This is a genomic window from Spirosoma sp. 48-14 (genome assembly GCF_001898575.1).
Taxonomy (GTDB): domain Bacteria; phylum Bacteroidota; class Bacteroidia; order Cytophagales; family Spirosomataceae; genus Spirosoma.
Genome location: NZ_MKUD01000006.1, coordinates 155615 through 168410, shown reverse-complemented (window position 1 = coordinate 168410; position 12796 = coordinate 155615). Strand labels below are relative to the sequence as shown.

Sequence of the window (12796 nt, the reverse complement as noted above, 5' to 3'; positions counted from 1 at the left end):
GCCGGTAGCAACACGTGTGCGCCCAGATAGATGGGGCGTCCCCAGAACTCCGTCAGCCGTTTGCTCTGTATTTTAACATGCTTGATAAATTTGGTATCCTTCGGTTCAGGCAGTGCCGGGTTTACCTGATCCATCACTACAGCCATGGCTTGTTTAGCACCCGCTTTCAAACTGATTTTCTGCGGCTTACTAAATAGATTACCTGGAGCGACCCGCCAGTTTTGCCCCTCTCCCCGATCCATGGGCAACTTAACCACATGCCCATCCTTGCGGGTAAAGGTTTCGTATTTATGGAGTACCGCCTGCACATAATAATCGCCCGGCGGCAAGTCTTTCAGGCTCGATTTTGGATAGCCCAACACGCTGGCATCAATCGTAGCTGCCTGACCAGGTTTCAAGCCATTAACATCGATACCAAACAGTTGAGCCGTAGCTACCCCATCACTGACCTGAAACCGGGGTTCGGTCTTATCGGTTTTTGCCAGCATAAATAATACGCGACCATCGAGCGGCTGCTGGCTTTGCGAGGCCGCGAACGAAACCGAAAACGTTACCTGGGCCTGGGCAGCCATAGCCCATACACCTAAAAAAAGAAGCAGCAACTTATTCATGACGTAATTCAGGCTAATTATCAACCGATAAGATACTGAATTTACAGAAACAGGACAAAGTTGCTGTTGGAATAATGGCCCTCAGTGTAGAAGATGTTGCTGTTGATTACCACCGATTAATGTGCGCGGTGTCAAACATTTTTAGCTCACGCGCCGTCAGAGTCAAACTAAGCGACATAGGCGCCGATCCAACTTCTGTAAAGCTTTCACTATACTGTACGCAGTAAACATCCGTTAGTTCAAGTTTTTTCTGTACCTGTTCAGAATCGATATTCCGAAACTCGATCTGAGCCGACTCTTTCTTGCCATCGGCATCAATCATCCACTCCCAAAGCTGCTTCATGGTGTCCATACCCGAGGGAGTAATCTGCACAAACACGGTTCCACCAAATACTTTGGAGGCAATGCGTCCTTTGTCGTCGATGGATTGCGACAGCGAAAAATTACAGGAATTGACGGGGATTGCGTCGTCCCCTGTGGGCCCACCTGCCCACGAAAAATAAGCATCGAAACTGGAAGCAAAATCTGCCATGTGTGTATAGATGTTAAAAGAAAGTAAGAAAAAACTAGAAGTGCTACATACCCATCTTTACAAAGGTTGACCCACTAAATACGCCAGCCATCTTCAATATTGACATAAGGATACCGTTCCAAAAACCTTTTGATTCTATTGACCAAATTAAGTCGCTGATGGCTAGATCTTCCCTGGAACGCTCGAATAGCTGGTAAAGGAGGAGAATAGTATCTTTCGATGGTCCCCAAAAGATGGATGCGGTGTACTCGGATTAGATCGTAAGCGCAAGAAAAGCCCTCGTTAAACTTCTCATTGGCCCATGTTTCGCTAACACCCTGCCGTCTTGCGTAAGCTCTTGCCAGTTCTAAATCACCGAATTCCAATCCTTCCGCTGATAAGCAAAGGCGGCACACAAAACCCACAATGTAGCAATAGTCTTTATTGTCACTAAACCCAATAGTTCCTACCCGAGGCCAATGTATGTTAAAATTAGCCACTCTACTAAGATACGAAACCACCTCGGGAATTGGATGCAAGCCGTGAGGTCCTAACGGTCTAACAATTATGTTATTTAATCGTTGGGTAATACTTGGAGGCAAAAAGAAAGACGCAGCATCCGTTGAAGATTGATAAACGATCAGCGCCGACCCTCTAAAACTTTGGCTCATATTCTCAACAATGCTTTCATACAAGGTTCCACCAACGGCCACCGGTAAAGCAGCCAAGGCGACAGTTGCTCCCGCCGTAGGCCCTGCCACGGCCGCTACAGTAGCCCCAATATGAGCTACCGACCTTGCCGAAGCAGGCCAGGGGGCATTAAACGAGCATACCCTAACGGTAAAATGAAAGGCCATCGTACAGGCTAAAAAACCACCTAACGAATGGCCAGTTAGTACAGTAGCATCACGATTCTGCGCCAAAAAATGTTTAGCCTGTTCAACCTGATCGCTTTCCCGACTAATTAAATGCCGACTTAGATTGGGAATCCAGTCATTGGCATCCGTCCCATCGCTCCCTCTGTAGGCAATTACCTTTTCGCCATTACACTCAAATTTTGCCGCATAAAACCCACTAAACGTAGTCATTACACCCGCATCAGCAACTTTAGTCCACCTGGAGCCATCGGCAAATGGATGGAGTTCTCGTCCTATAGGATGTGAATTTTGATAAACAGCTTCTGATAGCGCTGCTAATTGATAAGGAGTTGCCATAAATCAGTCGTATATACGGGTGTCTATCAAAACCGCAACAGCAGTCCAGTGCTTAAGCCTACACTGCTGATATGTACGTTAAGGCTCGGAAGCTGAGATACATCGATTCCACCCTGAGTTGTTCGGACATACTCCCCCTGGCTCTTGTATTGAGAAATCGACAAGCTGCTTTGCAATACAGTCCCATTTTGGTTGGTAGTTACCGACGAAATCAGATCTTCTCTTTTTTCAAATGACTGCGTGTAGGCAACTAACTCGGCAAAACCACGTAGATGCTGACTTAGTCGTAATTGGATTCCTAAGGCAACCTGATACCCAACAGCTAAACCGTTCTTTCGGCTGTCAATTGTATATTCATTTTTCGTGGCGGTTCCATTTATAGGGGTCTCTGTTCTGTTTTGCACAATGTTGTAATCAAGAACCAATCCACCCACCAGACCCAGTCTGTTATAGATATAATAAGAAGGTCGTGATAATGCTTTGAAAGTAATATTAGGGACAAACGACAGCACTTTTAACGTCGTTGCTCTAGTAAGAACGTAGTTGCTATTTGATTCCTTATAAGCAGAGCTAGTCTCCAGTTTATCGCCCAATAACAAATCAGCATCAATACCAACATTGACAAAATCGCTGATAATGAAGCCAACACCAGCCCCAATACGCGGACCGGCACCTAAACCTTTACTCGCTACGTTAAAACCGGTCGAAGTGCGGCTCAAAGAGCGGTCGGTGCCTAAGGTCACTAGACTGTAAAATCCATAAGCCTTTAGATAAAAGGGTGATTCTACAACTTTAGGGTTACGCGGGCTCAGGGCGGACGTTGTCACTCCACTCGCCGAAGCTTGCGTATTCTGCGTGATAAACGGCTGTGCCTGAACAGTCTGTAAACCAGCAACCAGACCAATAAAAGGTAGAAAATAACGGTATGTAATCATTGTTTTGTGGAGAAATGGATATGGATTGCGTGAATTCGGCAATGGTATTTATTCGCCTGTTACTCCTGGCGTCCTCCGTTTGATCAGCGACGGCTTCGGATAAATGTCCGCAACTCGTCTTTCGAGGTATCGAAATCGAACGCATCGGTGATCTGATCGTAATTTTCGCGGTCCGTTACATAACTGTAGGCATATTTTGCAAGGGGCAGTTTATCGGAATCGAACGTAAAAAGAGCCAGTAATTCCAGAATCTGGTCAGTGCTGAAACAGCGTTTGGCGGCCAGAGCAGCTTTCAGAATTTTAGGCTTATCGGTGTCAAAGGCAGCCGCTTCTACCCGCTCTTTGATGCGGTCCAGATCGGCGCTGCTCACCACACAGTCGACTCGGTTGGGCGCTGAGTAAGCATTGCCCTGGCTCTGGTAAGCGGGTTGCCCTTCGCCTACGTAGCGGAAATGTGTACCTAATCGGATACTGCTGACGCGGTCGGTAGGCTGCAAAAATTCAAACTTATCCTGCATGCCCATTTGCCGGGTCATCATGATGGCGGTGGCTGTGCGCTCCTGCTGATTCTGGGAAGCCACGACATTGGGCCCCCAAAGCTGAAGCTGGTCGCCCGTCCGATAAACGGTATAAACTTCGGTTTTGCCATTTACATCGGCATAGACTTCATTGCCCTGCTGCCGGTACTTACCCGGCTCGCCGTTCATCCGAAACGTACCATTTGACCAAAACTCGGCCACCAGCCGATTTCGGGCCGGTTTTGACCCAAAATGCGGTTGTTTTACTTCCAGGATTCCGGCTTTCAGGATCGTGGTAATTTCGAGCGAAACTTCCTCCGCTTCCCATCGACCTATCAGGGTCTGGGCCGGAACAGACACGCCATATAACAAACTGACCAACAGTAGCCCCAAAATAGTCTTCATGATGGATAATGATTTATTGATCAGCCATTGGCTGGCTTCTCAGATGAGCAATAGCCTGAATAATGACGTGCAGTTCGCTTAGTTCTTCCGTAGGCCCACTCCCCGATTCAAAGGTGGTAACCTGTCCGGTTTCGTGAACAAAACAGCCCAGTACAGATGTGTGCGTTGGCCAGTTTTCAATCTTCACCAGAAAACCCTCCGGCCGGATACCTTTCAATACATCGCGACTCCGGGTATAACGCATGGGTAAAGAATGCCCCAGAAAATAACTTACATGCAGATCAAGCGTATCCAATGCCGACGAGTCGTTGGGATCAGTCGACTCAATCAACGTAATAAGGGCAGGTGCATCAATCATCGCCTAAATGGATGTCGTATTGGGTAACGAATGATGGTCGTCGATAAGCTGTCGTACCTACAAAGCAATAGCTGTTAAAACACCCAACCGATAGACACGCCCGGCAGAATGGTAGCCAAATGAATCCGAAACAAAAAGCCACTGTACGCTGTGTATCGATAACCGATCAGAAATGAGGGCATATAATTCCAATCCGGTTTGTCATAATCAAACCCATTACTTTGCCCACTTGATGATACCAGTCGGGTCGGTGCTCGCCGAAAAACCCCGGCAAACCCAAGTTCAACCATAGCCCGGCCCCGGCCTGTACCATACGTCAGGTAATGCGGCACTGTTTGCCCGATTATACTAACCACAGGGCCAGTGAATCCTTCGGCAATACCAATACCGGCGTTGATATACTGATGTCGATCATCAAAAGCCCGGTAATCGTCGGTAAACCGGAAAGAAGCATGTACTTGTGCACCTATACCCTGCGTAGCGCCCAACAAGTCGGCGGATAGCCCTACCCGCATCCGATGGGGTAATACCTGGGCCTTAGCAGTAAGCCCCAGCAGAAGTATACTACTAACTACAGCGAAAGCGTTCATACATTGATGCGGAGAAAATAACCTAACGATATAGTACATACGTTAACGCAGCGCTATTTAAAATTCTCGGCGCTTGAATCTGCTCGACAAAGGTTTATCTCGTCTATTTGACCCGTTTATACACCGAAATCGGGTATACTTCGGATGCTTTGGTGGCTTTGCTGATATTGGTATATTCCCCATCGCCCCCGCTGGTTCCGTTCACTTCAACGGCCCAGCTTTTTGCTTCCTTGAGTTTGTCGGCTTCCGATAGTCCGGCAATGAGATTGTTACCGATTGCAGTCAACTGGTCGCCCGTAATCGTCACTTTGGCAGTTTCAGTAGAGGCTCCATAGCGTAGCGTGAGCTGATCGCCGACGAGTGTATAGGTATAGGCAGGTGATAGGCCACTGGTCGTACCATCACTTTTAAACTCGATTGTATTCCCAGAACTGAGTTTGCGGGTACCCGTTTTGTCATACTGGCTCCCATTAACCTCATACACAATGCGATATTGATAGGCTTGTTGCTGCCATTTGCCAACAAGATCAGGCGTTACGTCAGACTCTTTCTTACAGGCTATTGCCAGTATACACACAAGAAGTCCAATACAGATAGAGAATAAACTTGTTTTCATGATGAATAAGAATTTGCAATACTTCTGAGAAGGTGTTTGAGTTAGCGACGGTAACAGGAGCTATTGCCGCTTATCCGATTACAGTTGTTCGTATGGCTACCGGAGCCAAAATGAGCTGGCCTATGAATAGTATGGAGAGGAGTAAGAGGGTTTTCATGGGTTTGGCAGGTGGGATTTATAGGTTGAACGGGTTCTTTAATAGCATGGGTACTTTTGGTTTTTTTGCCATTCCCATATAGATTGATTTGAGAATACTTGATCTCCTTGAACATTATTATATGAGCCACAGCCATTTCCATTATTATCAATGATAATACTTCCTTTTTCAAAGCCTGTCCGTTGTAAGCTCAAGCCAGAATAATTGTTTACGGTACTAGTAACAGGTAATCCTAGCCAACCAGTATCGTAGCCAGTTGAACCATATAATGTTTGAGTCTTCCCCCAAAATGCCTGTGCTCCTGTAGTTGAACCCCAATAAATCTGCCCACCCTTAAAGACGTTGTAACGTCCCCGTTTGCTGGTCAAATCCAGTTCATCCGTTGTTGGATAGCCTAAAACGCCATCCCATCTGTTCAGTGAAGTGTATTTTTTATAAATCTCTCCGTACACGGTTACGGCTTCACTTACAGCCGTTGATTTGAGAATGACTCCCCTTTCAAATTCAGCGTAAACGCAGCCACTTCCACAAACTTTCATATCGGAAGTAGGATAGCCCAACGCACTATTTTTGAACGTTTCCTGGCCTAAGGCATCATATTTACTGACCAGATCGGGGGCGGCCATGCCAAACGTGCCGGCATTAGAATGATAAATGGCTAGCGTTTTTCCGTTGTAGCTGTAGTACTGTACATAGCCGTTTCCGCCCTTTGTTTTCTGAGGCTCACCAACTTTGGTTATATTCTGGGTATCCCAACCTAAAGCCTTGTACTTGTCGGAAAACAAAGTGGAAAGGCCTGTATCGACAGAGCTGTCTCTTTTCTTGCAGGATACCCCAATGCTAAGGAGGGCGATCCAGATGAGGGGTTTGAAAAATCGGAACTGATTCATGGTGGATTGAGCAAAAGCCTGTTTGTTTATGACAAAACTACTTCGGCTCCATGCGCCCGTAAATCCCATAAAAGGGGGATAAGTCCATCTGGTAACGTGATCCTAGCGTCTATCAGTCACCATAAGAAGCCTGTCGTTGCATCTGATTTGCCCCTTACTGGACAGCCTGCAAGGCCACACCTAACTGGTAAACACAAGGTGTATTGGTATCGAAGCCATGACAGCCCTTTATCAATGTCGCAAATTTACAATGACCGACTTGCGTTGCTGGTTAGATTGCCTCCGGCAAACTTCTTTTTAAATGCACTTATCCACATACTACAAGGAACGGTTTTACCTGTTAATTTTTCTGTTAAGCACCATCGGGGCTCAAGCTCAAATCTATACCTATCCATTCTCGAATGGCCGTGCCGAATTACCCGCCTTTAGCCCGGCAAAAAATAAACCCATCCGGGCAACGTATTCGATTCGCAATCCCCAGACAAACTCAGTGGAAGTCATTCTGTTTCAGGAAATAGACCAACTGATTATCTATAAGATGGATCGGGGAAAATTGACCTTGTTGGGGCAGTCGGGTTGGCTCTATCCAGCTCCTGCCCTTCAGTTTGACCAATATCCAGAGTTTGGCCTGCTTCACCGAAACGGGTTTCTGTTTCGGATTCCTCCGAAGCAAACCATTCAGATACGGGTCGTTTACCTGAATCGAACCTTGGACATCAATAACGCCAATAGCCTTTTCTACCCACTCCTGTTCAGCCGGGAAGGCTATCAGCATTTTCAGAACCATCAGCTTACCAAGCATTTACAGACTCGTTATCTGGGAATGATTTTTATTGGCAGCCTGCTGATTATGTTTTTATACACGATCATGCAGTACGTTATTCTGGGCGATCGGGTACTTTCCTATTACGCCCTGTATGTTCTTCTGGTACTGCTACGGAGCATGATGGCCGACGATTACATGCATTTTATAGACCATTGGCCCTTGCTTCGGCCGATTGGTTTTGTGAGCCGTCACTCCCTGAGCTTTCTATACTGGTCACTGGCGGCTTACGGATTGTTTCTGTGCGAATATATTCAGCTATCGACCCGAGCGCCCTACGCCAATGCCGTTCATCGGATATCGATTGGTATCTTCATCTTGCTGGGTCTTGGCGATATACTGGTAGTAGTTGACAAGTTTACCGTTCCGGTTTGGCAACAGGTTCACCGAATCACCGACATTGGATTGGTTCTGTTCGGGTTATATACCCTTTACACAATCGGTCGTCTTTATGATACCGTTACCAAGTTTTTATTTTGGGGCATTCTGTTCTTCTTACTGAGTGGCATTGCTTCGATTATCAATCGTTCTGTTTTCTGGGGTTCATCAACCCTGTACGATGCTGAAGTAGCCATTTTTATAACAGGGTATATACTGGAAATGGTAACGTTTGCACTAGGCATCGCCCAAAGGCATGAGCTAATTCGTCAGGAAAAACTACAAATGCAGCAATTATGGATTGAACAACTTCAGGAAAATGAGCGTAAACAGACCCGGCTCAACAACCTGCGCGACGAGATTGCCCGTGACCTCCACGATGAAATGGGTTCACAACTAAGCGCCATCAGCATTCTGAGTCAAACAACGGCCAGGCTCGTTTTGGACCCACGGGTTCGGCAAAGACTGTCAGCCATTGGCCAGACCTCCCGGCAGGTGATGGATTCAATGCGGGAAATTGTCTGGAGCTTGAATTCAACCAGTGATTCACTGGCCCCCATTGGACTGCGGATTCAGGACATTGCATATTCACTTTTCAACGAAACCTCCGTCAACCTTCATCTTGATCTGGGCAACAGCAACACCTCGATCTGCCTAACGGAGAAACAGAAGCGGGAGATATGCCTCATTAGCCGGGAATGCCTCACCAACATCATCCGACATGCCAAAGCAACACAGGTGAGTATATCTCTCCAGATTAGCCCCAACCTCCTGCAGTTAATTATTTCAGACAATGGACTGGGTTTTGACAGGACAACGAATAGCCCAGGATCAGGCTTACGAAATCTTTGGCAACGAGCCGAGAATCTGAATGCCGATTTACGAATCGAGTCAACACGCGGGCAAGGCACTACCATTACGCTACACTGCCCCCTGGAAACAGAAAGTCCGCTACACCGATTACCTTTCAAAACAATTTCGTCTTAAGACTAGATAGTTAGGCAGTACAGACCGAAACCCTATGAGCACATTTCAGATTGATTTTCCAGGAACGCCCAACCAGTTTACCAGCAAGGCTGGTACAGCCATAAAAGAAAAAGGAGGTACATTCGACGGTAACGAATCGAAAGGCACATTCCACATTAAAACAGCGATTGGCGCTGTGGAAGGTACTTATGAAATAATGGGTACTCCGACTGGCCCTAAAACGCCTATTTCGGTTACGATAACTAAAAAGCCGTTTATTGTATCGACCAACAAAATCAAAGACGCCATTAGTGATTTCTTTTGATGGTTCTAGCTGTTAGGGCCGATATTTGGCAATCGCTTCGACTACTGAATGCACGTGCAGCTTTTCGTAAATGCGCTTGATATGAGTTCTGACGGTTTCAATACCAACGCCCAACTCAGCCGCGACGAGTTTGTAGCTCAGCCCCTGGGCCAGATAATGGAGCACTTGACTTTCGCGGGCGGTCAATTGATCGAGGTTGGCACTCTGACCAGCCCGCGCTGGAAATGTCTGAATTACTTTCCGGGCAATGCTGGGCGACATAGGAGCTCCACCCGCATAAACCGACTGAATAGCGTCGGTGATCTGGTCGGGTGTTGTGCTCTTGAGTAAATAACCTGAAGCTCCTGCACACAAGGCTCGGAATACGCGGTCATCGTCGTCAAATACCGTCAGCATTAGTACCTCCACAGTCGGAAACTCCCGATGGATGCTCATAACGGCCTGAATCCCATCCCGGCCAGGCATGTCGATGTCCATCAGAACAACATCGGGCTGGTATTGATATACCTGATCATTCGCCCGCACACAATCGCCAAATGCACCCACCAGCACACACTCGTCGGCATCATCAACCAGCGTACTTAATGCGTCACGCAGCGGAGCATTGTCTTCATAAATCAGGACACGAATCGGCATAAGAAAAAAGTGAATGAACGAAAGAACGCATAGCCGAGCTCTCCCATCCTCTACAGTCAGGTAAAGATACAGTCAATCTAGCCCTAAAAGGTATCCCATATTTGGGGGATACGCCAGGAGGGTAACTAGTGTAAAACCCTTACACCGGAAAACGTATGGTAAGCGTTGTGCCCTGCCCAGGTTCGGACCTTATAACGAGGGTACCATTCAACAGAGCAGCCCGATTTTGCATGTTCCGCAATCCATTGCCGCCCGACGGATTCAGACGCTCGGGATTTTGTGGATCGAACCCCCGCCCATTATCGGCCACCTCCAGGCATAGGAAACTTCCTTCACAACGCAACCGGACACTAACCCGGCTCGCCTGGGCATACTTGGCAGCGTTCGTAATGGCTTCCTTGTAAATCAAAAAGAAATCCCGTCGATTCTCTGCCAATAAGCGTATCTGTCGCACCTCGTCCGCTACATCCACCTGCCAGGAAACCTGGTCAGAATGATCATTATCCGTCGAAAAAAGGGCCGACGCGACATCAGTCATCCGGGCAATCACCTGCGTCATGGAATCATGATCGGGATTAATACTCCAGACGATGTCGCCCATTGAGTCCATCACCTGCCGGGCCGTCTGCCCGATTCGATCCAGCGTCGCCTGTGCTTTAGCCGGGTCTTTGGTTACCGAACGCTGGGCACTCCGGCTCAGGATACTAATGCTGCTAAGGTAACTACCCATATCATCGTGCAGATCGCGGGCAATCCGGTCGCGGGTTTGTTGCAGGCGAAGAAATTGCCGGATACGATAGAGGTAGAAAAAATAAAAAACCATACCGATAATCGTAGTAATAAACAGGAAAACTAATGGGCTAAACCACCATTTTCGCCAAGCTACAGACTCAACAGTAATCACAAGTCGCTGATTAATTTGCGGATTTCGCTTGACCCTAACCAGAAACGTATATTGTCCGTCAGGCACGTTAGTATAATACACATATCGATTGGTTGTGGTTAGGAAATACGTCTCGAGCCCCTGTAATTGGTATTCAACCTGACGAACCGTATCAGGAGTATGAAAATAGATATAAAAGAAATTCTGATCTGGTCTTAGGAGTATAGCAGAATCAACTTGCCGAAACGAAACGGTCTGTAGTCGATTATTGTAGGCAATAGCTGGTGAAACAATGGAGTCGATCTGTATGGTTTTTCCTACTAAGTAGCTGGGTATAGCCAGCAAAAAAAAAAGCAGGAAACATTTATTTTTTAGCATAGTAAAGGCCACGGGCATAAAGCATATTTTCTACTACACTTATCAGGTATGTAAACGAATACAAAATATAAGCGGCCGAAACCGAAACGGTCAGGATATAATCAGAGAATAAACTATCGGGAAGCGTGAAAATGCGCTTGATCAATATACCCAGAAATATCCAGAAAAAAGGCTGTTGATTCAGTGGTGAGGCTATTGTCAGAATTAACTGTCTCATTCCATAAATCGTCACCAGCGTAATCCACATATTGGCTACAGTTCCTGAAAAGGCGTTATGATGCCCTGCTCCTGCCCCCCAGAAAAAATCAATAAAAAATAATGGCAGGATAGCGATGCCTGAGAAAAAAACAATTTGCCGATAAGTTGTCTGTTGAATAAAGCCTCTGAAAATGTAAATTTTCGTTAGGAATAAATTCAAACTAAAAAAATAATCCAGATAATGATTATGAAGTGCGAATTGAACTAAGACCCAGGACGTACAATCGATAACAAATGAAAGAAAAATTGAAAGAAAAAAAATGCGTAACAACGGGTCGAAATATGCCCGATGCCTATACCCTACCCAAATAGGCAGGATATAGGATGCCATTTGCAGATAGAAACTAACAAAATAAACACCGGAAAGGTCCATGACGATGCAACGGAGCTAAATTATCACTCCGCGAAATTCGCGGGGGCACAGACATTTGTAGGATGTGGCGGACATTTCAATGGATCGTCTACGCCTAGGGTAGTGTAAGTTGGGTTTATACTAAATACCAGGAAAATTTTTTTCCTCAAATCGTCGTACGCAAATTGTATAGTTATCCCGTCCTTCTTTCCTTTAATTACTTCACGATCAAAAATATCCTGAAGTCGTTTTTTCCCAACAATATTTCCCTCATAGTATTGATAAGTTGGAGGCTTGGCTAAAGGTTCGGTTTTAGGGAAGTAAGTATCATGAAATCGACCTGACCAACGATCAACATCTTGCCCAACTTCAAGAACCGAGCCACTGTCTACGAGCCACTGGAAAGCACTTATGCCTGACGCTGCTTTCGTTGTGCGGCCGATAGGCGACGTATACACATGTGCAGGTAAATCTGGGTAAGACAAATCTAACTGATGACCTATTCCCAAACCAGACCCAAGCGGTTTAGGCTTAGTAGGTTTAGCAAAAATCAGGCGTAACCGTAAATAAGCAAAATCATGCTCTGGCTTTCCATCGCCAATACAATAACAAAAAGCTATAGCATATAACGTCTCGGAGCCCTTCGGAAATTGACCTGGAAATATATTCATTGGGTTCAGAATTTGCTTCCAGTCAGCCTTAGAAATAAAAAAAGGAACCTGTCTGTAGCCTCGCTGGCCAACTATTTGATTAAAATTAGCAATACAGGAAGTAGGATCAATAGGCGATTTTTCCCCTTCGTGTACAGCGAATAAGCCTTCTTCAGGCGCATAGCGAGGATCAGACAAATTGGGAAATGAGACAGGATAAGAGTGGGCCATGGAGTCGTTCAGGAAAAAGGTGAATAGATTTAGAGATGTATAAAAAACGTAACTAATTATAGCTTACAAAAGTACAATTCCCTCCTCCTCCATTCCAATCCCATAATCATG

14 protein-coding genes and 1 pseudogene are annotated in these 12796 nt (G+C 46.2%); 2 read left to right on the top strand and 13 right to left on the bottom strand.

Annotated features, from left to right (window positions below; translation table 11 throughout):
* The 9 genes and pseudogenes from BGO59_RS06180 to BGO59_RS06140 form a co-directional block, all read right to left on the bottom strand.
* A pseudogene (locus BGO59_RS06180) lies at window positions 1-611 on the bottom strand (hypothetical protein); the annotation flags it as partial.
* A 106-nt stretch (window positions 612-717) separates the two neighbouring features.
* Window positions 718-1143: a type VI secretion system tube protein TssD gene (tssD, locus tag BGO59_RS06175; RefSeq protein ID WP_293682217.1), complete on the bottom strand. Its 426-nt coding sequence runs from the start codon at window positions 1141-1143 to the stop codon at window positions 718-720.
* A gap of 74 nt (window positions 1144-1217) precedes the next feature.
* Window positions 1218-2336 carry a hypothetical protein gene (locus tag BGO59_RS06170; RefSeq protein WP_293682214.1) on the bottom strand — a complete coding sequence of 373 codons (1119 nt, stop codon included), beginning with the start codon at window positions 2334-2336 and terminating at the stop codon, window positions 1218-1220.
* A 26-nt stretch (window positions 2337-2362) separates the two neighbouring features.
* Window positions 2363-3271: a hypothetical protein gene (locus BGO59_RS06165; protein WP_293682211.1), complete on the bottom strand. Its 909-nt coding sequence runs from the start codon at window positions 3269-3271 to the stop codon at window positions 2363-2365.
* Window positions 3272-3354: 83 nt separating this feature from the next.
* Window positions 3355-4194, bottom strand: coding sequence for a DUF4476 domain-containing protein (locus BGO59_RS06160; RefSeq protein ID WP_293682208.1), 840 nt, complete (start codon window positions 4192-4194; stop codon window positions 3355-3357).
* A 13-nt stretch (window positions 4195-4207) separates the two neighbouring features.
* Window positions 4208-4552 carry a hypothetical protein gene (locus BGO59_RS06155; protein WP_293682205.1) on the bottom strand — a complete coding sequence of 115 codons (345 nt, stop codon included), beginning with the start codon at window positions 4550-4552 and terminating at the stop codon, window positions 4208-4210.
* Between the two features lie 74 nt (window positions 4553-4626).
* On the bottom strand, window positions 4627-5142 hold the full coding sequence (locus BGO59_RS06150; protein ID WP_293682202.1) for a hypothetical protein: 516 nt from the start codon (window positions 5140-5142) through the stop codon (window positions 4627-4629).
* A 103-nt stretch (window positions 5143-5245) separates the two neighbouring features.
* Window positions 5246-5758 (bottom strand): lipocalin family protein, encoded by a 513-nt coding sequence (locus BGO59_RS06145; RefSeq protein ID WP_293682199.1) that lies wholly within the window; start codon window positions 5756-5758, stop codon window positions 5246-5248.
* A gap of 195 nt (window positions 5759-5953) precedes the next feature.
* Window positions 5954-6805: a hypothetical protein gene (locus BGO59_RS06140; RefSeq protein WP_293682196.1), complete on the bottom strand. Its 852-nt coding sequence runs from the start codon at window positions 6803-6805 to the stop codon at window positions 5954-5956.
* A 301-nt stretch (window positions 6806-7106) separates the two neighbouring features.
* Between BGO59_RS06140 and BGO59_RS06135 the strand changes: the two genes are divergently transcribed.
* Both BGO59_RS06135 and BGO59_RS06130 read left to right on the top strand, forming a co-directional pair.
* Window positions 7107-8993 carry a sensor histidine kinase gene (locus BGO59_RS06135; protein ID WP_293682193.1) on the top strand — a complete coding sequence of 629 codons (1887 nt, stop codon included), beginning with the start codon at window positions 7107-7109 and terminating at the stop codon, window positions 8991-8993.
* 34 nt (window positions 8994-9027) lie between these two features.
* On the top strand, window positions 9028-9297 hold the full coding sequence (locus tag BGO59_RS06130; protein ID WP_293682190.1) for a hypothetical protein: 270 nt from the start codon (window positions 9028-9030) through the stop codon (window positions 9295-9297).
* 12 nt (window positions 9298-9309) lie between these two features.
* Here BGO59_RS06130 and BGO59_RS06125 read toward each other — a convergent pair whose 3' ends face one another.
* The 4 genes from BGO59_RS06125 to BGO59_RS06110 all read right to left on the bottom strand — a co-directional run bounded on the left by BGO59_RS06125 (window position 9310) and on the right by BGO59_RS06110 (window position 12685).
* The gene (locus BGO59_RS06125) at window positions 9310-9933 is read right to left on the bottom strand and encodes a response regulator transcription factor (protein ID WP_293682187.1); all 624 of its coding nucleotides are present in this window, start codon (window positions 9931-9933) and stop codon (window positions 9310-9312) included.
* Between the two features lie 139 nt (window positions 9934-10072).
* Window positions 10073-11194, bottom strand: coding sequence for a histidine kinase (locus tag BGO59_RS06120; RefSeq protein ID WP_293682184.1), 1122 nt, complete (start codon window positions 11192-11194; stop codon window positions 10073-10075).
* Window positions 11181-11411: a hypothetical protein gene (locus BGO59_RS06115; protein ID WP_293682181.1), complete on the bottom strand. Its 231-nt coding sequence runs from the start codon at window positions 11409-11411 to the stop codon at window positions 11181-11183. Before BGO59_RS06115 ends, BGO59_RS06120 begins: the two co-directional genes overlap by 14 nt.
* A gap of 437 nt (window positions 11412-11848) precedes the next feature.
* Window positions 11849-12685, bottom strand: a complete 837-nt coding sequence (locus BGO59_RS06110) for a hypothetical protein (protein ID WP_293682179.1) — start codon at window positions 12683-12685, stop codon at window positions 11849-11851.
* Window positions 12686-12796 lie beyond the last annotated feature (111 nt).